Genomic DNA, 21,264 nt, shown 5'->3' with positions numbered 1-21,264 from the left:
ACCGGGGAGAGGTGCGAAGTTGTGGTGATCGCGGCGGGCATGACGCCGACCCGTCTCCGCACCGGCGCTCGGACGGCCCGGGGTTCGTCTCTCGCCGAGGACGACCCGGCAGGACAGCCGGAGTGCGTGATGCCCTCGGTACCTCCACCGTACGCCGTCGGCCGCCTCGACCCGGAGCACCGGCGGGCTCACCCGGAACGGGTGCACCGTTCCCGCTCACCTAACGCTCACGCAACGGCCCGAGAACGAGGCAGCGCCCGACCCGACCGAAGTCGGACCAGGCGCTGCACAGCAGGTCAGGGGTCATGTACCCCGCCCACCACCGGTAGGCCGTGTGGGACTCGAACCCACAACCAATGGATTAAAAGTCCACTGCTCTGCCAATTGAGCTAACGGCCCAGGCGATGTTGCCTCCCCGAGCATAGCCGGACGGAGGCGTCTGGCCGATCGGGTATCGGGGTCGTGGCCGCGTCGCGTGGCAGAAGTGGGACGGGCGGGGTCCGGTGGGTCAGAGATCGACCAGTTTGGCGGGGTCCTGGGAGCGTGCTCTGTCCGGGTTGAGGAACCAGTGGCGGGCCGATGCCTGCCACCAGACGGCGGCGAAGCCGAGGACGGCCAGGACGGCGACCGGGGCGTAGTTGAAGGACTTCCAGGTGACCGGGGAGACCTGCGGGAGCATGAAGAGGACGGTGATGATCACGACCCAGGTCACCGAGACCACGCCGACGACCTGCGACCACCGGCCCAGGTGCCAGGGGCCGCGCTCGAACGCGTCGCCCTTGCGCACCCGCAGCAGCGTCGGGATCACGTACGCCACGTACAGCCCGATCACCGCGATCGACGTCACGGCGGCGTAGGCCGTGTAGTTGATCAGGTAGGGCAGGCCCAGGGCGAGCGCGGAGAGGGCCGCCAGCCAGACCGCCGCCACGGGGGTGCGGGTGCGCGGGCTGACCGTGTGCCAGACGCGGGAGAAGGGGAGCGCGCCGTCGCGCGAGAAGGCGTAGATCATGCGGCTGTTGGCCGTCACCGAGGCCATTCCGCAGAAGAGCTGGGCGCCGATGACGACGAGGAGCAGGAGTTTGCCGGAGGTCGCGCCGAGCGCGTCCAGGAGGATCTGGGCCGGGGGCGCGCCGGTCGGGGACGTCAGTTCCTTGTCGTAGGACTGGATCGCGAACGTGAAGCCGAGGAGGAGGACGAAGCCGGCTATCCAGGACGTCCAGATCGAGCGGACGATGCCCTTCGGGCCCGCTGTCGCCGCGTCGTGGGTCTCCTCGGTCATGTGCGCCGAGGCGTCGTAGCCCGTGAAGGTGTACTGGGCCATCAGGAGGCCGAGGAGCACGACGTACGGGCCGCTGCTCCAGCCCGTCTCGTTCACGAACTTCGTGAAGACGAAGGACGCCGACTGGTGGTGGTCGGGGACGAAGGTCAGCGCGCCGACGATGACGGCGACACCCAGCACGTGCCACCACACGCTGACGCTGTTGAGGAAGGCGACTATGCGGACGCCGAAGGTGTTGAGGAGGCCGTGCAGGACGAGGATCGCCGCGAAGAGGAGGATCGTCCGGCCCGGGGTGACCGTGAAGTCGAACTGCAGGTTCAGGTACGCGCCCAGGAAGGACGCGGCGCCGAAGTCGATGCCCGCCGTCACCGCCACCTGGCCGAGCACGTTGAACCAGCCCGTGAACCACGCCCAGGCGGCGGCGCTGCGGGGCGGTGCCAGGCGGTGGGCCCAGAAGTAGAGGCCCGCCGAGGTCGGGTACGCCGAGCAGATTTCGGCCATCGAGAGGCCGACGAAGAGGGTCATCAGGCCTACGGCCACCCAGCCCCAGGTGATCACGGCCGGACCGCCGGTGATCATGCCGAAGAGGTAGAGGGTGAGACAGCCGGAGAGGACCGAGATGATCGTGAAGGAGACCGCGTAGTTCGAGAAGGCCGACATACGGCGGGCCAGGACCTGGGTGTAGCCGAGCTGGGCGAGCCGCTCCTCGTCGGAGAGCGCGCCGGGAGCCGGGCCGGAGAGCGACTTGGCTGTCGCGTCATCTGTCATGCCCCCAGCGATTCCCTCACCGGGGGCGTGACATGCGTCACAAGTTGGCTAGAAAAGGCCCTTGTAGCCCTGCCAGCCCGTCGCGATCTTCACCCGGGCCGCGAACGTCCCCTTGCCGCTGCCGCTCAGCCGGTACAGGTTCCCGGCCGTGTCGCGCGCGACCAGGTCGTTCCGCGCGTCCCCGGTGATGTCGCCGACGCCGACGACCGCGTTGTACGACGCCCCCCACCCGGTGGCGATCCGCACCCGGCTCCCGAAGGTGCCCTTGCCGGTGCCGTAGTACCGGTACAGGTTGTTCGCCCTGTCCTGCGCGACCAGGTCCCCGATGCCGTCGCCGTTCAGGTCCCCGGCGCCGACGACCTTCTTGTACGTCTTCCAGTTGCCGTACAGCTGCACGCGCGCGGAGAGCTTGCCCGTGCCGGTCGTCCTGTAGAGGTAGACCGCGCCGGTGGAGGCGTTGCGGGCGAGCAGGTCGGGGCGGCCGTCCTTGTTCAGGTCACCGGGCGAGGTGAGGACGTCGTACTGGTTCCAGCCGCTCGCCCCGAGGGTCGTGTACGGCGTCGACGAGGTGAGCGCGGCGCCGCAGGCGGGCTTGTAGGCGCGCAGCGCGCCGGCCGGCGTGCGGACCAGCACGTCGTTGCAGCGGTCGTTGTTCAGGTCGCCGTACGGCACGGCGAGCGTCTTCGTCGACCAGCCCTTCCCGGAGACCGTCCCCGCGAAGCCGCCCTTGCCGGTGCCCTGCTGGAAGGTCAGCGTCGACCCGGAGGAGTTGAGGGTGAGCAAGTCGCCGATGCCGTCGGCGCCGACGTGGTCGTGGCGTACCGGGCTGCCGGTCCCGATCCGCACCGAACCGGTCACCTGGAGGTTCGCCCCGGTCCCGTCGGCGGGCGTGACGGACAGCGTCCACGCGTACGCCCCGTTCGGCAGCGGCACGTCCCCGGGGGCCGTCCGGTCCATGCCGAACCAGCCGACCTTCAGCTCACCGCGCACCTCGGCGCCGCTGTTCGCGGTGTCCACGACCTTCCCGGTCGCCTTCGAACGCACGGTCAGCTGCCATCCCGCGGCCGGCTTCGACAGCAGCAGGGTGGTCAGGGTGTCCGCGGTCGTGTCGACCGGCGTCGGGTCGACCGAGGGCGCGTTCTGTGCCGGGGAGAGCAGTCGCAGCGGCTGCTGCGGCACCCCGGACGGGACGAGGTGGATCTGCTCCTCGTCATCGACGTAGGCCGCGTTCGCCCCGGACTCGTCGACCGTCCAGCGCACGTCCCGCTGCGGGACACCCGTGTCGGGCAGTTCGCCGATGACCCGGCTGACGGGGCTCCCGCCGGCGACGGCGGTCAGCACCAGCTGCCCGGCCTTCCTGTCGTGCGTGACGACGTACCCGTCCCCGAGCTTCGCCTCGTCGGCGGGCACGGGCACCGACTTCTTCGCCGTACGGTCGTAGACCCCGGCCGCCGTGCCGCCGCAGTTCCAGTACAGGTAGCGGCCGTTCGCCTGGAGTTCGGTGGGTGCGCAGCCGCCGTTGTCGAGGGTGAGCGTCTCGACGGTCTTCCTCGCCGCCAGGTCGTAGGCGCTGACCTGCCCGGGAGCCGTGGCGCTCGTCCAGAGCAGGTCGCCGGAGAGGGCGGCGGCGCCAGGGGTGCGGGTGACCTTGGGCCCCGCGCTGTCACCGATCTTGTAGACGTACTGCTGGGTGTCGGTGGTGTAGAGGACGTACTCGCCGGAGACGTCGGTGATCCGGCCGCCGACGGGGACGTAGTTCTCCCGGTAGGAGTACTGCCCGGGGCCGGCCGCCCGGAGCAGGGCGTAGGCGCCGGAGCCGCCGGCGTCGCGCTCCAGCCACACGGTCTGGCCCGAGGCCGTGCCGAACAGCTGCGAGCAGCCGACGTCCGTCGCCGAGCAGGTGCCCACCAGCACGTCCGTGCCGTCGTAGTTCGAGCGCGCGCCGTACGTGGGCGTGCCGGTCGCGGCGACGGTACGGCCGTAGGTGTCGCGTCCCCCGGAGTAGCTCTCGTCCGCCTCCACCAGCCGCCCCTGGTCCAGTGACAGCCCCTGGACCGGGTACGGCGGCTTCGGCAGCGGCTTGGCCATGGTGACGGCCGGCCTGCCGTCGGCGCCGGCGGTGATGTGCTGGATGCCCCAGTCGTCGGCGCCGGTGCGGCCGACCACGACCGCGCTGCCGTCCTGGGCGATCGAGATCCCGCTGTTCGAAGCGGCGAGCAGGGTGACCGGGTCGCCGCCCGCGATCGGTACGGCCGTGACCGGCCCCCGGCCTCCCGGCTGGTGGACGAGCCAGTCGCCGACGATCGCGATGCCGGTGGGCGACACCCCGTTGCTCGACGGGTTGTCCAGGGTGACCGCGACCGGGTCCGCCGACAGGTCGGCGCGGGAGTACACGTACGCCGTGGTGGCGTTGCCTCCGGTATAGGCGACGACGTGGTCGGGCGAGACCCTGACCCCGAGGGTGGATCCGGAGGGCAGGGCGGACGTCCAGCCCGTGACCTGACCGGTCTTCGGATCGACCTGGGCCAGGCGCGCAGAACCGTCCAGCGTGGCCCGGAAGACGAGCCCGTCCGCGTCTCCGCGCACCGGGCCGCCGAGGACCATGCCCTCCGGCGCCCCGCCCACGGTCACCTCGTTCGTCGTGCCGTCGGCGCCGGGGGTCAGCAGGCGCTTGATCCTGCCGGTGGTGCCGTCCGCGTAGGTGACGGTCTGGTTGGTGGCGACGGTGGTGCCGAAGACGCCGTAGACCGACTGGTCCGAGGGCACCTGGACGGTGCTCGTGGTGCCGTCGACGGCGTTCCAGAGGTCGATACGGCCGTCGCCGTGGCGGTAGGTGAGGACATCGCTGCCGGTGCCGGAGTTGTAGAACGTGCTGCCGCCCATGGCCGACGGCGTGTCGAAGGACGCGCCGTCCGAGTACCGCGTCCAGACCGCTCGTGAGTGGCCCTCCAGCCGGTGGAAGACGCCCTGCGCACCCGCGCCGTCGCCGCCGGCGAGGGAGTTGGTGTAGAGGACTGAGGCCGTGAGGTTCGAGCTGCGGTAGGTGGCCGGTACGACCGTCTCCTGCGCGGTGCCGACCGCGACCGCGGCGCCCACCGGACCGAAGGCGGTGACCAGCGCGGCGGACGCTGCGACGGCGACCGCCGCGGACACGAAGGCGTGACGCGCCAAGGTGGATCCTCCCCGTGGAAAGGAGGGACGCTCGCCGCTCGGTTGCCCTGCCCCCGGCTGTCATGTCCCCCGCTGAAGTGAGCCGATCTTACGGCCACTTCGGCGGAACACCGAGAGCGTTTTCCGATCCGATGTCCGGCCCCGGAAACGGCTGAGCGCCGCGTCCCGGTGCGGGGCGCGGCGCTCAGCCGTTCATGAAGGTGTGTCAGCCGTTGCGCTTCCAGCGCGGCTTGTCGTCGCGGCGGCCGAAGGAGCCGGAGGACGAACCGCGGTGGTCGTCGCGGCGGCCGAACGGGCGGTCGTGGCCGCTGTGGCCGCCGCTGCGGAAGCCCGGGCGGTCGTCGCGGCGGTCACGGTTGAACGGGCGGTCGCTGCCACGGTGACCGGACGGACGGTCGTCCCGGCGGAAACCACCGGACGAACGGTCGTCGCGGCGCTCGAAGGAACGGCCACCACGGTCGTCACGGTCCCGGTCGAACGGCCGACGCTCGTCACGGCGGTCGAAGGAACGGGCACCGCGGTCACCGTCACGACGGTCGTCCCGGCGGTCGTCACGACGGTCGTCGCGGCGGAAGCCACCGGACGGACGCTCGTCACGACGCTCGAAGGAACGGCCACCACGGTCGTCACGACGGAAGCCACCGCGGTCGCCGCCGTCCCGACGGTCGTCACGGCGGAAACCACCGGACGGACGCTCGTCACGACGCTCGAAGGAACGGCCACCACGGTCACCGTCACGGCGGTCGTCGCGGCGGAAGCCACCGGACGGACGGTCGTCGCGGCGGTCACGGCGCTCGTAGTTGCCCCGCTCGTCACGCTGCTGACGCGGACGCTCGTAGGAGGAGGACGAGGCGGACTCCTGACGGGCCGGCGCCTCGGCGGCCGGCTGCTCCGCGGCCGCCACCGCGACCGCGGCCTCGGCCACGGCGGCGGCCTCGGCGACCGCCGCCTCCGGGTCCTCGCCGCGCTCGCGGGCGACCCGGGCGACCAGGCGGTCGGCCTCGTCGCGCAGTTCGGCGGCCCGGCGCTGCGCCCGCTCCAGCTCCTTGGTGAGCTGGGCGACCTCGCGCTCGGCCTGCTGCGCCGCGTTGGCCGCGGACTCGGACTGGACCTCGGTCATCGAACGGGCGCCGGTGATCTCGGCGACCTCGGGCTCGAAGGCGGTACCGGAGTTGATGATGTGACGCCCGGCGTCGACGCCCGCGTCCTCCATGAGGCGGAAGATCTGGCGGCGCTGGTGCGGCAGGGAGAGCGAGACGACCGTGCCGGTGCGGCCCGCACGGGCGGTGCGGCCGGCCCTGTGCAGGTAGTCCTTGTGGTCGCCGGCCGGGTCGACGTTGAGGACCAGGTCGATGCCGTCGACGTGGATGCCGCGGGCCGCGACGTCGGTGGCGACGAGCGCGTTGACGTAACCGTCCTTGAAGTCGGCCAGCGTCCGGGTGCGGGCACCCTGGGTCATGCCGCCGTGCAGCGCGTCGGCCTTCACACCGGCGTCACGCAGCTGCTCGGCGATCCGGTCGGCGCCCAGCTGGGTGCGGACGAAGATGATCGTGCGGCCCTTGCGGGAGGCGATGGCCGCGGTGACCGGCGCCTTGTCCTTGGGCTTCACGATGAGGATGTGGTGGGACATCGTCGTGACGTTGCCCTGGGCGCTGTCGACCTCGTGCGTGACGGGGTTGTTCAGGTAGCGCTTGACCAGCGTGGAGATCTCGTTCTCCATCGTGGCGGAGAAGAGCATCCGCTGGCCGCCGGCCGGGATCTGGTCGAGCAGCTCGGTGACCTCGGGCAGGAAGCCCAGGTCGGACATCTGGTCGGCCTCGTCGAGGACGGCGATCTGCACGTCCTCGAGGGAGCAGGCGCCGCGGTTGATGATGTCGCGCAGGCGGCCCGGGGTGGCGACGAGGATGTCGACGCCGCGCTCCAGGGCGTAGATCTGGTTGCCCATGGACGTACCGCCGCAGACGACCTTCATCTTCAGGCCGAGGACGTCGCCGTAGGGCTGGAGCGCGTCGGCGACCTGCATCGCCAGCTCGCGCGTGGGGGTGAGGATGACGGCACGCGGCCGCTTCTTCTCGGTACGGCCGCCGGCCAGCGTGGCCAGGGTGGGCAGACCGAAGGAGAGGGTCTTGCCGGAGCCGGTGCGGCCACGGCCGAGGATGTCCTTGCCGACCAGGGCGTCCGGGATGGTCGCGGCCTGGATCGGGAAGGGGGTCGTCACGCCGTTCTGCGCGAGCTTGCGCACGACGCCCTCGGGGAGGCCGAGGTCGGCGAAGGTGGTCTGGGGGGTGGTGTCGGTGGTGTCAGCGGTCTCCTCGGAGACCTGGGTCACCAGCTCGTCGTCCTGGATGTTCTCGGGCACGACGATCTGATCATTACTGGACACGGACATGCGAATGCGAAACCTTCCGGAGTCTCTTCGGCACGCGCCCGTCAACTCCGTGATTCGCTCACGACCGCCTCAATGCGGTCCGCCACGGCAAGGGAGAGTACGCGCCACACGGCGCGCTCTGCGGTGGCGCCGGGCAAATGGGATCAAACGATCTACCACCATACGCACCCAACACCCACGAAGGCAAACCGAGCCGCAACCGCGCAGCTCACAGCAGGTTCACCACAGCCCCATCGACGCTCACGCCAATCCATCGACGCACAGATCACACAGATCACGTGCACCGGATCAGACAGACCGGACGCGTAGCCCTACAGGTCCCCCAACACCCGAGCCCACCGTCTTCTTCCCCCCGCCCGAGACCATCCCGAGACCACCTTCTCCGACCGCACTGAATGCGCCCGCCGACGTCGGACTCGCCACCCGGACCGCCGCAGCCGCCGTGGCTTCCCCGCCGGGCCGCCAGAAAGTTTTTTTCCCGCCGCAACGGCGCTCAGCCCCCGCGGCGCGGCCCGGCGGTGCAGAAACCACCCGCACCCCCGCGTCCGGCGCCGCCCCCTACGCCGGTTTCCCCGCCGCCGGTGCCGGCTCCCGCTGGACCAGTTGGGTCCCCGTGTCCTCGTGTGCCGACGAGGACGGCTCGGCGGACGGCGGATCCGTCGCCGGAGGCGGCGGGGTGGGGGAGTCCGGCGGCGGGGTGGGCGAGGCCGCCGGGGGCGCGGGGGTCGTCGGAGCCCCCGTCGGCCCGGCCGGCACCCCCGGCACCACGCTCCTGCCCGGCTTCGCCGGCACGGCAGGCGCCACGCTCGCCCCCTTCGTCGGCTTCGCGGACGCCGACGCCGACTCCCCCGGCTTCGCCTTCTCCCCGTGTCCGCGCTTCCCGTCGGCCACCACACCGCCGTACCCCGCACCTCCCTCGCCCGACACCCCCGACCCGCCGTCGGCCGCGTCACCGTCCCGGTGCCCCGCGGAGTGCGACGGCTTGGCCTTGCCCGCGTCGTCCCCCACGTTCACACAGCCGGCGGCGGCCGCGACCGCCATCACCGTGACGGCCAGACGGACGGGTACGTACAAGGGGCGCACGGCGGCCACCTCCGGGGCGGAGAGAGAAGTCAACCTGCCCAACTCCCGCCGCCCACAAGAGGACACGCCTCGCCGCCCGGCCGTCGCGGGGGCGCGGACGGGTGGTTCACCATGGGGTGTGCGATTCGACTCCGTTCCCATGCCGGCGAGCGTCGAGGCCAGACCTCGTGACAGCCGCGGCTACCCCGTGCCCGCCATCACCCCGTGGGAGGGCGACGCCCCCCAGTTCGCACTCACCGACTACGGGCGCAGTGCGGAGTGCGCCCGGAACAGGCGGTGTTCCGTCTGCGGCACCCTGATGCCGAGGGGCCCGGTGTGGCGGGTGGTCGGCGCCGCGGAGAGTGCCGCGATCCGCGACGCGCTGGCCGCCGGACGGCCGTACCGGAACCTCGCGCCGACCCTGGAGGGACCCGGGCACCGCGCGTGCATGCTCTACGCCTCGATGGTCTGCCCGTACTTGGCCCGTCCCAACGCCAGGCGGGGCACCAGCGCGGAAACCCCGGACGACATGACCGCGCATGTCGTCCGGGGTGCTGTGCGAGGGAAGCTGGGCGCCGTGGTGGGGTTCGCCGACTACGAGTTCGCCGTCACCAGGTCCCAGGTGCTGTTCCGTTTCCTCGACGTGGTCGAGTTCCTGCCGCACGACACGGCCGACGAGCACCTGGCGGCGCTGCGGGCCGAACTCGCCCGCTCGGACGCCGGCCCGGACGGCCGCTCCGGCAGCGGCCCGGATGGCGGTCAGCCGCGGTAGGCGGGCAGTCCCTTGTGCGTGGAGGCCTTGACCGGGTTGCCGAACCCGTGGCCGGACTTGGTGACGGTGTAGGTGCCGTTCGGGGTCCGGAACGCGATGGTCCTGCCGTTGGGCGACCAGGTGGGCTCGGTGTAGTCGGTGGTGGCGTGCGGGGTGATGTCCTTGACGGCGTTGGTGCCGGCGGTCAGGTCGTCCACGAAGAGGTGGTCGTGGCCGCCGACCGAGCGGACGAAGACGACCTCCTCCGAGTCCGGCGAGAGCGCGGGCTCGGACCCCTTGGTCAGCGGGCCGCCCTGCTGGCGCAGGTAGTCGTCCCGGATGTAGACCTCGCCGTTGTGCGTGTTCTCGTAGACGGCCGTGCCGTAGGACCCGCCGACGTTCGGCCAGGTGTTGTTCGTCTTCGGGAGCGCACCCGTCTCCGGGTCGTCGCTGTTGAGGCTGATCCTGGCCGGCTTGCCGTGGTTGCTGGTGGCCTTGACGCTCTCCAGCACGGTGCTGCCCTGGATCTTGGCGGAGAAGATGATGTTGTTCTTGGCGGGGATGCCGTTCGTCCGGTCGGCCGCGGCGACCTGCCAGGTCGGGTGGGACCAGGTCTGGTTGCCCGGGTTGGCGGCGACGGTGACCCGGTGGCTGCCGTCGGGGTCCGAGACGACGAGGTTGCCGTGGCCGTCGACGAAGGCGGCCTTGCTGCCGCTCGGGTTCCAGGCCAGGTCGCGGACGACGGTACCGAAGTCGATCGACCTGCCACCGACGAGGACGTGCCGGGTGCCGTCGCTGATGGTCAGCCCCCGGGGCACGCTCACCGCCTTGGCGGCGGGAGCGGCCGTCGCGGTGGCGGACAGGCCGGCCACGGCCAGCAGCGCGGCGACACCGGTGACGGCGGCCGCTGTGGTGCGACGACGGTAACGTGCGGACATCGGGTTCCCCCCAGGGTGCATGACCAGGTCGATGACAGAAGTGTTGCCAGGGGGGATGACGGAGCTGTGCGCACGCTGTCACAGGCGTGCAATAGAGACCGGAAACCTCCGTTGCGCGCGTTCGTCCCTGACAATGGCCCTGTGCTGGAGATGACCCGCGACGGGTTCGAAGAACTGGTGAGCGAGGCCCTGGACCGGATCCCGCCGGAGCTGACGCGGGTCATGGACAACGTGGCCGTGTTCGTCGAGGACGAGCCGTCCGCCGACGACCCGGAGCTGCTGGGCCTCTACGAGGGGACACCGCTCACCGAGCGCGGCGAGTGGTACGCCGGGGTCCTCCCCGACCGCATCACGATCTACATGGGACCGACCCTGCGGTACTGCGAGACGCCGGAGGACGTGGTCCACGAAGTCGCCGTGACCGTCGTCCACGAGGTGGCGCACCACTTCGGCATCGGGGACGCCCGCCTCCACGAACTGGGCTGGGGCTGACCCGCCCGGCTCCTGAACCCGTCGAGGGGCACGAACCGCCGCATATGAGCCGGTGATCCTGGGCATACGGCACCAATGGCCCGCGTCCGCACCCGAACCCGAGCCCGCCTGCCCGTCCTGGAACTCGCCCCCGAGGCACATGCGCCGCCCGTCTGGAGCCGCGTCCTCGGCCTGGCCGCCGTCGTGCTCGTCGGCGCCTGGCTCGGCCTGCTGATCGTCGGGAACGTCCGCGCCCAGGTCGGCCCGATGGACACGACGATGACGCTGCGCCCGTCCCTCACCGGCGGCACGAAGATCAACGTCTCCCCGCTGGGCGCCCTCTACCTGGACACCCACTCCGGCCCGGTCCGCCTCGACGTCAACGTGGACCAGCTCGACCCGGCCCGCTCCCAGGCCCTGGTCGACCACCCCGAGCGCCTCTCCGGGCTCCAGGACGAGGTCGCCCACGACGTCGAGCACGGCACCCTCGACCTGGCCGTACGCTCCTGCGTCGCCGTCGTCACCGGCGCCACCGCCCTCGGCCTGGCCGTCTACCGCCGCCCGCGCCGCGCCCTGGCCGCCGGCGGTCTCGCCCTCGCCCTGCTCGCCTCGTCCGGCGCGACCGCCTTCGCCACCTGGAACCCCGAGTCGGTCCTCGAACCGAGGTACTCCGGCCTGCTCTCCTCCGCCCCGGCGCTGGTCGGCAACGCGCGCAGCATCGTCACCGAATTCGACGTCTACCAGAAGGAACTGGCCCGCCTGGTGACGAACGTGACGAAGCTGTACGACGTCACGTCCACGCTCCCGGCCTATTCCCCGGACCCGGCCACCCTGCGCGTCCTGCACGTCTCCGACATCCATCTGAACCCGGCGAGCTGGAAGATCATCGCCTCGCTGGTGGAGCAGTACAAGGTGAACGTGATCGTCGACTCCGGCGACACCATGGACCACGGCACCGCGGCCGAGAACGGCTTCCTGGACCCCGTCGCCGACCTGGGCGTGCCGTACGTCTGGGTCCGGGGCAACCATGACTCCCGTACCACCCAGCACTACCTCTCCCGTATGAAGAACGTGCACGTCCTGGACGACGGCCTCGCCGAGACGGTCGCCGGGCTGCGCTTCGCCGGGATCGGCGACCCCCAGTTCACCCCCGACCGCACCTCCGTCCTCGGCGGCGACGCGTCCGAGGAACTGGCCGGGGACCGCCTCGCCACGGCCCTGCGCGAGCAGCGGGCGGCCGGCACCCCGGTAGACGTGGCGATCGTCCACGAGCCGTCGGCGGCCCGGATGACGGACGGCGAGGTGCCGCTGGTCCTGGCGGGCCACCTCCACCACGAGCAGACGGAGCTCCTGCCGCACGGCACCCGGCTCCGCGTGGAGGGCTCCACCGGCGGCAGCGGGCTACGGGCCGTCGAGGGGAAGTACCCGGACCCGATCGAGGCCTCGATCCTCTACTTCGACCGGGACAGCCACCGGCTCCAGGCCTGGGACGAGATCAGACTGGGCGGCCTGGGACAGACGACGGCCGAGGTCAGCCGTCACCTCCCGGAGGACAACCAACCGGGCGCGACCCCGTCCCCCTCGCGGAGCCCGTCACCCTCAGGGAGCACGACCAGCACACCCTCGCCCTCAGCGCCGTAAACCGTTTTGGCGATACTCCCCGCCATCCCATATGCTTCTCACGTCCCCGACGCGCTGACGAAGCGCCCAGGCGGGCCGATAGCCCTCATCGTCTAGCGGCCTAGGACGCCGCCCTTTCAAGGCGGTAGCACGGGTTCGAATCCCGTTGGGGGCACGCAAGATCGTGTGCGACACTGTTGCACACACAGCTTGGTCCTGTGGAGCAGTTTGGAGTGCTCGCCACCCTGTCAAGGTGGAGGCCGCGGGTTCAAATCCCGTCAGGACCGCTGGGGTTTCACGTGAAACCTCGTGGCTGGGTAGCTCAGTTGGTACGAGCGATCGCCTGAAAAGCGATAGGTCGCCGGTTCGACCCCGGCCCCAGCCACAACAGACAGCCCCTCCGGGATTCCGGAGGGGCTGTTCTCATTCCCCACCCCGTCCGCCGTGCTTCTTCCACTCCCGGCGCATCAGCTCCAGCTTTTCGTGGAAATCGGGATCCTCGGCGATCTTTCCCGAGGTGAAGGGGATGGGCAGCAGGAACGACGTGCCGTCGGTCCGGGTGACCCCGATCTGGGTGATGCTCCCGTTGCGCCCACGGCCCGCGAGCCCGTGGATGCTCTCGATGTCCTTCCAGGCCACGCGCCTGCGGCCGGTCATCCCGCGGGTGCGCAGGCCCTCCGCGTCGATGCGTGTCCACCCCGTCGGCATCCCCGCCAGCGGTACGAACAGCACGGTCGGTATCAGCCCGAACATGAACCACAGACCCACGGCAGAACCGGTCTGGCCGTCGGCCAGGTACCTGGCGGCACGCACGCTCACCGCCCCGGCCCAGACCGCCATCCCCAACGCGTAAGCCCAGATCGCCAAGCGCTGCCTGCGCGTGTACCGAAACACCGTCTCGTTCATCCGTGCAGTGTGACAGTGGCCCGCCAACCTGCTCCGCCGGCTTGCCTTTTGGGCAAGACCGGGGCGGAGTATGGCGTTCCTTTGGAGTCGGGCTGCGATCATGACGACTGCATGACAACGCTGAGCTGACCTGCCTCCTCCGGCGTTCTCGTGACCACACCCGCGAACGCTCCGTGGAGACCTCATGCACAGATCCCGCCCCGCCGTAGGACTGTCCCTCGCCCTGGTCGTCGCAGTGGGCGCGATGAGCGGCTGGGGGAGCGGCACGGCGACGGCGGCCCCCGAGGCCGACGGAACGCTGTACGTGAACCATGGCGTCGCGTGCAGCGACACCGGGACGGGGACGCAGAGCCTGCCCTTCTGCACCGTGCAGGCCGCCGCGGACGTGGTCGAGCCAGGGGACACGGTCCGGATCCTGGGGTCCTCCCTCTCCGCGTACTCGCAAGCGGTGACCCTCACCCGGTCGGGGACCAGCGACGAACCGATCACGTTCAGCGGGGCGCCCCTCCCCACGAGCCGTTCGCAGGCGGTCCTCGCCACGCCCGCCTCCGCACCGGCGCTGACGCTGAAGGGCGTGCACGACGTACGCGTCGAATCGCTGGCCTTCAGCGACGAGCACCACTCGGACGTGGTGGCGGTGACCGGGTCCGACCATGTGACCCTCGACCGGCTGAACGTCGCCAACTCCGCCCCGACGGTCCCCGTCACCGGGACGGCGATCGGTGTGGACGGCACGTCCTCGGACGTGACCGTGTCACGGACCTCGATCTACGCCGGCACCGCATACGGCGTGCGGGTCGAGTCGGGAGCGGCCCGGGTCACCGTGACGACCAACGTGATCCTCACGCAGCAGCAGGGCGGCATCGCGGTCTCGGGGGCGGCCGGCACCGACGTGACCAGCAACACGGTCTTCACGCCCTGCGCCGCCGGAATCTCGCTGGACGGCGGGAGTTCCGGGGTGGTGGAGAACAACGTGGCCATCACCCTCAACTCGAGGCAGAGCACGGCCTGCCCGGCGCCGACCGCTCCGCTCTACGCGGTGTCGGCCGACTCCACGAGCCGGGTCACCGCCGACTACAACGTGGCGGCGAGCGGGGGGTCCGCTTCCACCCCGGCCCGCACCGAGTACTCCTGGGCCGGCACCTCCTACGCCACCAGCGCGGCGTTCCGGGGCGGAACCGGCCAGGGCACCCATGACCTCGACGGGATCATCGCGCCCCCGGGGACGCCGTCCGAGCACTCCCCCCTGATCGACTCGGCCGACGCCACCGCGCCCGGCGAACTCACCACCGACCAGGAGGCCCACCCCCGGGTCGACGACCTGCTGGTCGCCGACACCGGCAACGGCACGAGCAGCCCCGACCGGGGCGCCCTGGAGCGGCAGGACACCCTCACCGTCTCCGCCGACGACGATCCGACGCCCCCGAAGGGGCTCGCGCCGCTCGGCATCTCCATGAAGACCGACGCCACCAGCGCCTGGGGCGCGCCGCTCGCCTACTCGGTCGACTTCGGCGACGGCAGCGACCCGGCCACGGGCACCCCCGGCATCCCGGTCGCCCACACCTACGCCACGCCGGGGCTGTACACCACGCGCATCACCGTCACCGAACCCGACGGGACGAGCGCCGAGAAGTCCTACGCCGGGGTGGCGGCGGGTACGGCCACCCCGCCCACAACCGCCCTGTCCGTCGCCCCGGACACCGCGAACGGACAGGTCGACGCCGGGTCCGCGCAGTTCACGGTGGCGGCCCCGGCCGACCCGTGGGAGGTCGCGTACCGCACCCTGGATTACGGCGACGGCACGCGGGAGAACCTGCTCTCCGACGTCCAGGAGCCGGCGCGGCCCGGGCACCAGTACGCGGCCCCCGGCACCTACACCGCCACCCTGACGCAGACGGACCTGTTCGGCCGGACCACGACCGCCAGGACGACCTTCCACGCCGCCGACGCCTTCGTCGCGACGACCCCGCAGTACGACACCGAGAAGACGATCGCCGCGCACGGCGTCCTGAAGCTCTCGGCGGCCACGCTGCGGGCCGACTCGAACGGCACGGACGCGGTGCAGCTCCAGCTCGCCACCAGCAACGCGAAGGCGAGCGGCGCGCTCACCCTCTACCCCCACGGCACCACCCGCCCGGGCACCGGCGACACCACCTTCGAGCCGGGCCGTACGACCACCGCCGAGACCACGGTGAAGGTCACCCCGACCGGTGCCGTCGACCTCTACAACGGCAGCTCCGGAGCGGTGACGGTCAACGTCGCCACGGTCGGCCTCCAGTCCCACGCCCAGTACGCCGACACCTACCACCCGGTCACCCCGGCCCGCCTGCTCGACACCCGCACCGGCACCGGCGGCACCCGGAGCCCGGTCGCGGGCAACCATTCGCTCACCCTGACCGTCGGCGGCACCCACGGCGTCCCGGCGGGCGCGGACGCGGTGGTCCTCGACGTCACGGCGACCACCACCAAGGCGTCCGGTGACCTCACCGTGGCCACGCACAGCACCAACGACTCCGTCGTGAACGGCCCCTACTGGACCACCGGCCAGACCGCCACCGCCCAGGTCGTGATCCCCGTGTACGACGGCAAGGTCGTCCTGCACAACGACAGCAAGGCGTCGGCGAACCTCGTGGCGGACCTCGCCGGCTGGTACGGCACCACCGCGAACGGCTCGGAGTTCCTGCCCGTCACCCCCGCCCGCATCCTCAACACCCGCACCGGAGCCGGCACCGGCAAGGTCGCCAGGCTCGCCGCCCACGCCACCCTCAAGCTCAAGGTCACCGGCGCCCACGGCGTCCCCGCGACCGGGGTCACCGCCGCCGACCTGAACCTCACGGTGCCGTCCGCGTCCGGCAGCGGCTACCTCGTCGCCTTCCCCGACGGCACCTCACGCCCCGGCGTCTACTCGCTGAGCTTCTCCAAGGGCCACACCACGACCGCCCGCGCCCTGGTCAAGGCCGGCACCGACGGCGAGATCGACCTCTACAACGCCGGTACCACCTCGGTGGACGTGTACGCGGACCTGCTGGGCGACTACGACGTCTTCCCGGCGCGCTGACCAAAGAGAGGGGACTTGATGGCACCCGAGGTCCACGGCTTCGAGATCGTCCGGCGCGGCTACGACCGCGCCCAGGTCGATGCCTACCTCGCACTCCTGGCCGCGGGTACGGCCCCGGACGCGCCGCCCGCCTTCGACATCATGCGCCGCGGATACGACCGCGCCCAGGTCGATGCCCGGCTGGCCGAGTTGAGGGCGGCGGGCGGACATACCTGAACCTCCTTGGCGGCGCGGTCCGCCGCCGCTAGGTTCTGGCGGGTCAACACGTCACCAGGGTGGGGAAGATGAACCGGGATCAGGACATACAGCTGGAGAAGGTCCGTGCGCGCTACGGCCTCCTCGCCGTCGTCATCAGCAACCTCGCGATCGCCGGGGTCGCGGTCTTCGGCGTCTGGCGGCTCAGCGGCAACGAGTCCGTGATCATCGGCGTCCTCACCGCCGCCTTCACGGCGGTGAGCAGCATGACCACGGCGTACCTGGGCATCAAGGCCGTGTCGAACACGGCAAAGTCCATCGCCGCGGCCTCCGCCCCGGCCCAAGCCCCTACGCCCCCGGCCCAGCGAACCCCCTGAGGTCTGTCACTCACCGGCGCCGACCGGGTGCGGCCACGCCCACCCGTGCCGCCCTGCGGCATGCCTGCCCGCGGCTGGGTGGCTGTGAAGCGGCCCCGTAAGGGGCGCTGGGGGTACCCCCGGCCGAAGGCTGGGGGAGGAACTGCGCGAGCAACCCCCACCCACCCGCACCCGAACCACCAGGGCCGCCCCCGGCACCGTCGGCCAAACCGCCGGAGGCAAAAGCGTTCGCCATGAATTTCCATGAGGTGAGATCCTGGATCGCGTATGTCTACGCATCCCGCCCCCGCCCTCGGCCCCCTCGCCCCCCGCCTGACCGAGCTCTCACTGCGCGACGCGCACCGGCTCGGGCGCAGGCTGGAAGGTGCGCGCAAGATCCGTAAGCCGGAGGCCCGGGCCGCCGTCCTCGCCGAGATCGAGGCAGAGGTGGCCAGGGCCGAGGAACGGATGGCCGCCCGGCGCGCCGTCGTGCCCGCCGTCACGTACCCCGAGCAGCTGCCCGTCAGCCAGAAGAAGGACGAGATCGCGGAGGCGATACGCGATCACCAGGTCGTGATCGTCGCCGGTGAGACCGGCTCCGGCAAGACCACCCAGATCCCCAAGATCTGCATGGAGCTCGGGCGCGGCGTGCGCGGCATGATCGGGCACACCCAGCCCCGCCGGATCGCCGCCCGTACCGTCGCCGAGCGGGTCGCGGAGGAGCTGCGGACGCCGCTCGGGGAGGCCGTCGGCTGGAAGGTCCGCTTCACCGACCAGGTGAACCCCGACGCCACCTTCGTCAAGCTGATGACGGACGGCATCCTGCTCGCCGAGATCCAGACCGACCGCGAGCTGCGCGCCTACGACACGATCATCATCGACGAGGCCCACGAGCGGTCCCTCAACATCGACTTCCTGCTGGGCTACCTCGCCCAGCTGCTGCCGCGCCGGCCCGACCTCAAGGTCGTCATCACCTCCGCCACGATCGACCCCGAGCGGTTCTCCCGGCACTTCGGCGACGCCCCGATCATCGAGGTCAGCGGCCGGACGTACCCGGTCGAGGTGCGGTACCGGCCGCTGCTCGAGGAGGACGCGGAGGACGCCGACCGGGACCAGATCACCGCCATCTGCGACGCGGTGGAGGAGCTCCAGGGCGAGGGGCAGGGCGACATCCTCGTCTTCCTCTCGGGCGAGCGGGAGATCCGGGACACCGCCGACGCGCTCACCAGGAAGAACTACCGGTTCACCGAGGTCCTCCCCCTCTACGCCCGGCTCTCGCACGCCGAGCAGCACCGGGTCTTCCAGCCGCACACCGGTCGCAGGATCGTTCTGGCGACCAACGTCGCCGAGACCTCCCTCACCGTCCCGGGCATCAAGTACGTCATCGACCCCGGCTTCGCCCGGATCTCCCGCTACAGCCACCGCACCAAGGTGCAGCGGCTGCCCATCGAGGCGATCAGCCAGGCCAGCGCGAACCAGCGCAAGGGCCGCTGCGGCCGTACCTCCGACGGCATCTGCATCCGGCTGTACAGCGAGGACGACTTCGTCTCCCGCCCGGAGTTCACGGACGCCGAGATCCTCCGTACGAACCTCGCCTCCGTCATCCTGCAGATGACCGCGGCCGGGCTCGGCGACATCGAGAAGTTCCCCTTCATCGACCCGCCGGACCACCGCAACATCCGGGACGGCGTGCAGCTGCTCCAGGAGCTGGGCGCGATCGACCCGGCCGAGAAGGACCCGCGCAGACGGCTCACCGACACCGGCCGCAAGCTCGCCCAGCTGCCGGTCGACCCGCGGCTCGCCCGCATGGTCCTGGAGGCCGACAAGAACGGCTGTGTCCGCGAGGTCATGGTCATCGCCGCCGCGCTCTCCATCCAGGACCCGCGCGAACGCCCGGCCGACAAGCAGACCCAGGCCGACCAGCAGCACGCCCGCTTCCGCGACGAGACCAGCGACTTCCTCGCCTTCCTCAACCTGTGGAAGTACGTCAGGGAGCAGCAGAAGGAGCGCGGCTCCAGCTCCTTCCGTCGCATGTGCAAGCAGGAGTACCTGAACTTCCTGCGCATCCGCGAGTGGCAGGACATCTACACGCAGCTGCGCACGGTCGCCAAGCAGATGGGCATCCACCTCAACGAGGAGGACGCCCCCGGCGACCGCGTGCACGTCTCCCTCCTGGCCGGCCTGCTGTCCCACATCGGCATGAAGGACGTGAAGGACGGCGCGAAGAACGAGTACCTGGGGGCGCGCAGCGCGAAGTTCGCGCTCTTCCCGGGCTCCGCGCTCTTCAAGAAGACCCCGCGGTTCGTGATGTCGGCCGAACTGGTCGAGACCTCGCGCCTCTGGGCCCGGGTCAACGCGAAGATCGAGCCGGAGTGGGTCGAGCCGCTCGCCGAGCACCTCCTCAAGCGGACGTACAGCGAGCCGCACTGGGAGAAGGACCAGGCGGCCGTGATGGCGTTCGAGAAGGTCACGCTGTACGGCGTACCGATCGTCGCCGACCGGAAGGTGAACTACGGCCGGATCGACCCGGAGACCAGCCGCGAGCTTTTCATTCGCAACGCACTGGTCGAGGGCGACTGGCGGACCCATCACAAGTTCTTCGCCGACAACCGCAGGCTGCTGAGCGAGGTCGAGGAACTGGAGCACCGCGCCCGGCGCCGGGACATCGTCGTCGACGACGACACCCTCTTCGACTTCTACGACCAGCGGGTGCCCGATCACGTCGTCTCCGGCGCCCACTTCGACTCCTGGTGGAAGCGGAAGCGGCACGAGCAGCCGGAGTTCCTGGACTTCGAGCGGGAGATGCTGATCCGCGAGTCGGCGGAGGCGGTCACCAAGGCCGACTACCCGGACTCCTGGCGGCAGGGGCAGCTGAAGTTCCGGGTGACGTACCAGTTCGAGCCGGGCGCGGACGCCGACGGCGTGACCGTCCACATCCCGCTCCAGGTCCTCAACCAGGTCAAGGACGAGGGCTTCGACTGGCAGATCCCGGGCCTCAGGGAAGAGGTGGTCACGGAGCTGATCCGGACCCTCCCTAAGCCCATCCGCCGCAACTACGTGCCCGCGCCGAACTTCGCGAAGCGGTTCCTGGACACCGCGGTCCCGCTCCAGGAACCCCTCACCACGACCATGGCGCGTGAGCTGAAGCGGATGGTCGGCGTGCCCTTCGAGGCCGAGGACTTCGACTGGACGAAGGTCCCGGACCACCTGAAGATCACCTTCCGGATCGTCGACGAACGGCGCCGGAAGCTGGCCGAGGACAAGGACCTGGAGGCGCTGAAGCTCCGGCTGAAGCCGAAGGCCCGCCAGGCCCTCTCCCAGGCCGCCGCGGCCACCGCCTCCCGCGAGGGCGGCGAGTCCCTGGAGCGCAAGGGCCTCACCGACTGGACGATCGGCACCCTGACGCGCGTCTTCGAGACCCGTCGGGCCGGTCAGCCGGTCAAGGCGTACCCCGCGCTCGTCGACGACGGCGACACGGTCTCGGTCCGCCTCTTCGACACCGAGGAGGAGCAGGCCGAGGCGATGTGGAAGGGCACCCGCCGGCTCATCCTCCGCAACATCCCGGTGAACCCGGCGAAGTTCGCGTCGGAGAAGCTGACGAACGCCCAGAAGCTCGCGCTGTCGGCGAACCCGCACGGCACGATCCAGGCCCTGTTCGACGACTGCGCGATGGCGGCGGCGGACAAGCTGATCGCCGACTTCGGGGGGCCGGCGTGGGACGAGGAGTCGTACCGGAAGCTGTACGACAAGGTGCGCGCCGAGATCGTCGACACGACGGTCCGTACGGTCGGGCAGGTGCAGCAGGTGCTTGCCGCCTGGCAGGCCTGTGAGCGCCGCCTGAAGGCCGTCCGGAGCCCTGCGCTGCTCGCAAACCTGACGGACGTCCGCAAGCAGCTGGACGCCCTCGTGAAGCCCGGCTTCGTGACGTGGGCCGGGATACGCCGGCTCCCCGACCTGATGCGCTACCTGGTCGCCGCCGACCGGCGCCTGCAGCAGATGCCGACGAACGTCCAGCGGGACACCACCCGCATGGAGAAGGTCCACGAGATGCAGGACGAGTACGCCTGGCTCCTGGAGCAGCTCCCGAAGGGCCGGCCGGTGCCGCAGCAGGTCCTGGACATCCGCTGGATGCTGGAGGAGCTGCGGGTCAGCTACTTCGCGCACGCGCTGGGCACGGCGTACCCGGTCTCGGACAAGCGGATCGTGAAGGCGATCGACAGCGCGGCTCCGTAACCGACCGGCGACGCTGGGTGAGTTCGACCAGGGCCCACCCCCTCCTGTACAGTCCTTCTCGCAGCAC

General features: G+C 71.0%; 13 protein-coding genes and 4 tRNA genes. 10 read left to right on the top strand and 7 right to left on the bottom strand.

The annotated features are described in order from the left end of the window. Nucleotides 1-326: 326 nt before the first annotated feature. The 5 genes from ACFY0K_RS31895 to ACFY0K_RS31875 form a co-directional block, all read right to left on the bottom strand. Nucleotides 327-399 (bottom strand) — tRNA-Lys (locus ACFY0K_RS31895). 109 nt (nt 400-508) lie between these two features. Next, the gene (locus tag ACFY0K_RS31890; RefSeq protein WP_390642701.1) at nt 509-2,047 is read right to left on the bottom strand and encodes an amino acid permease; all 1,539 of its coding nucleotides are present in this window, start codon (nt 2,045-2,047) and stop codon (nt 509-511) included. 48 nt (nt 2,048-2,095) lie between these two features. After that, nucleotides 2,096-5,218, bottom strand: a complete 3,123-nt coding sequence (locus ACFY0K_RS31885) for an FG-GAP-like repeat-containing protein (protein WP_390642700.1) — start codon at nt 5,216-5,218, stop codon at nt 2,096-2,098. A 205-nt stretch (nt 5,219-5,423) separates the two neighbouring features. After that, a complete protein-coding gene (locus ACFY0K_RS31880) occupies nt 5,424-7,607 on the bottom strand; it encodes a DEAD/DEAH box helicase (protein WP_390642699.1) in 2,184 nt (727 codons plus the stop codon). Nucleotides 7,608-8,165: 558 nt separating this feature from the next. Beyond that, complete coding sequence (locus tag ACFY0K_RS31875) at nt 8,166-8,690, bottom strand: hypothetical protein (RefSeq protein WP_390642737.1); 525 nt, start codon at nt 8,688-8,690, stop codon at nt 8,166-8,168. 139 nt (nt 8,691-8,829) lie between these two features. On the opposite strand from ACFY0K_RS31875, the gene ACFY0K_RS31870 reads away from it, so the two are divergent. After that, entirely contained in the window at nt 8,830-9,441 is a 612-nt protein-coding gene (locus ACFY0K_RS31870; protein ID WP_390642698.1) for a hypothetical protein, read from the top strand. Here ACFY0K_RS31870 and ACFY0K_RS31865 read toward each other — a convergent pair. Continuing rightward, nucleotides 9,429-10,358 (bottom strand): hypothetical protein, encoded by a 930-nt coding sequence (locus tag ACFY0K_RS31865; RefSeq protein ID WP_390642697.1) that lies wholly within the window; start codon nt 10,356-10,358, stop codon nt 9,429-9,431. The two genes, ACFY0K_RS31870 and ACFY0K_RS31865, sit on opposite strands and share 13 nt — an antisense overlap. A gap of 141 nt (nt 10,359-10,499) precedes the next feature. On the opposite strand from ACFY0K_RS31865, the gene ACFY0K_RS31860 reads away from it, so the two are divergent. The 5 genes from ACFY0K_RS31860 to ACFY0K_RS31840 all read left to right on the top strand — a co-directional run bounded on the left by ACFY0K_RS31860 (nt 10,500) and on the right by ACFY0K_RS31840 (nt 12,834). Continuing rightward, complete coding sequence (locus tag ACFY0K_RS31860; RefSeq protein WP_352361908.1) at nt 10,500-10,850, top strand: metallopeptidase family protein; 351 nt, start codon at nt 10,500-10,502, stop codon at nt 10,848-10,850. A gap of 75 nt (nt 10,851-10,925) precedes the next feature. After that, nucleotides 10,926-12,470 (top strand): metallophosphoesterase, encoded by a 1,545-nt coding sequence (locus ACFY0K_RS31855; protein WP_390642696.1) that lies wholly within the window; start codon nt 10,926-10,928, stop codon nt 12,468-12,470. Nucleotides 12,471-12,551: 81 nt separating this feature from the next. Continuing rightward, nucleotides 12,552-12,624 (top strand) — tRNA-Glu (locus ACFY0K_RS31850). A gap of 37 nt (nt 12,625-12,661) precedes the next feature. Further along, nucleotides 12,662-12,736, top strand: a tRNA-Asp gene (locus ACFY0K_RS31845). Between the two features lie 24 nt (nt 12,737-12,760). Continuing rightward, a tRNA-Phe gene (locus tag ACFY0K_RS31840) sits at nt 12,761-12,834 on the top strand. 38 nt (nt 12,835-12,872) lie between these two features. On the opposite strand, the gene ACFY0K_RS31835 is transcribed toward ACFY0K_RS31840, so the two are convergent. Continuing rightward, nucleotides 12,873-13,355 (bottom strand): PH domain-containing protein, encoded by a 483-nt coding sequence (locus ACFY0K_RS31835; RefSeq protein ID WP_390642695.1) that lies wholly within the window; start codon nt 13,353-13,355, stop codon nt 12,873-12,875. 184 nt (nt 13,356-13,539) lie between these two features. On the opposite strand from ACFY0K_RS31835, the gene ACFY0K_RS31830 reads away from it, so the two are divergent. The 4 genes from ACFY0K_RS31830 (at nt 13,540) to hrpA (ending at nt 21,197) form a co-directional block, all read left to right on the top strand. Next, on the top strand, nt 13,540-16,413 hold the full coding sequence (locus ACFY0K_RS31830) for a PKD domain-containing protein (protein ID WP_390642694.1): 2,874 nt from the start codon (nt 13,540-13,542) through the stop codon (nt 16,411-16,413). Nucleotides 16,414-16,431: 18 nt separating this feature from the next. Then, a complete protein-coding gene (locus ACFY0K_RS31825; protein ID WP_390642693.1) occupies nt 16,432-16,629 on the top strand; it encodes a DivIVA domain-containing protein in 198 nt (65 codons plus the stop codon). A gap of 68 nt (nt 16,630-16,697) precedes the next feature. Then, nucleotides 16,698-16,985, top strand: coding sequence for a hypothetical protein (locus ACFY0K_RS31820; RefSeq protein ID WP_390642692.1), 288 nt, complete (start codon nt 16,698-16,700; stop codon nt 16,983-16,985). Nucleotides 16,986-17,252: 267 nt separating this feature from the next. Continuing rightward, nucleotides 17,253-21,197: an ATP-dependent RNA helicase HrpA gene (hrpA, locus tag ACFY0K_RS31815; protein ID WP_390642691.1), complete on the top strand. Its 3,945-nt coding sequence runs from the start codon at nt 17,253-17,255 to the stop codon at nt 21,195-21,197. Nucleotides 21,198-21,264: the final 67 nt, after the last annotated feature.

Origin of the sequence: Streptomyces sp. NPDC001507 (genome assembly GCF_042894765.1) — a bacterium.
Taxonomy (GTDB): Bacteria; Actinomycetota; Actinomycetes; order Streptomycetales; family Streptomycetaceae; genus Streptomyces.
This window is presented reverse-complemented; position numbering and strand designations above follow the sequence as displayed.

What these genes read in the sequence shown, in the direction of transcription:
- ACFY0K_RS31890 (WP_390642701.1), bottom strand. Translation starts at nt 2,047, where the DNA reads ATGACAGATGACGCGACAGCCAAGTCGCTCTCCGGCCCGGCTCCCGGC.
- ACFY0K_RS31880 (WP_390642699.1), bottom strand. Translation starts at nt 7,607, where the DNA reads ATGTCCGTGTCCAGTAATGATCAGATCGTCGTGCCCGAGAACATCCAG.
- ACFY0K_RS31870 (WP_390642698.1), top strand. Translation starts at nt 8,830, where the DNA reads ATGCCGGCGAGCGTCGAGGCCAGACCTCGTGACAGCCGCGGCTACCCC.
- ACFY0K_RS31865 (WP_390642697.1), bottom strand. Translation starts at nt 10,358, where the DNA reads ATGTCCGCACGTTACCGTCGTCGCACCACAGCGGCCGCCGTCACCGGT.
- ACFY0K_RS31855 (WP_390642696.1), top strand. Translation starts at nt 10,926, where the DNA reads ATGGCCCGCGTCCGCACCCGAACCCGAGCCCGCCTGCCCGTCCTGGAA.
- ACFY0K_RS31835 (WP_390642695.1), bottom strand. Translation starts at nt 13,355, where the DNA reads ATGAACGAGACGGTGTTTCGGTACACGCGCAGGCAGCGCTTGGCGATC.
- ACFY0K_RS31830 (WP_390642694.1), top strand. Translation starts at nt 13,540, where the DNA reads ATGCACAGATCCCGCCCCGCCGTAGGACTGTCCCTCGCCCTGGTCGTC.
- ACFY0K_RS31825 (WP_390642693.1), top strand. Translation starts at nt 16,432, where the DNA reads ATGGCACCCGAGGTCCACGGCTTCGAGATCGTCCGGCGCGGCTACGAC.
- ACFY0K_RS31820 (WP_390642692.1), top strand. Translation starts at nt 16,698, where the DNA reads ATGAACCGGGATCAGGACATACAGCTGGAGAAGGTCCGTGCGCGCTAC.
- hrpA (WP_390642691.1), top strand. Translation starts at nt 17,253, where the DNA reads ATGTCTACGCATCCCGCCCCCGCCCTCGGCCCCCTCGCCCCCCGCCTG.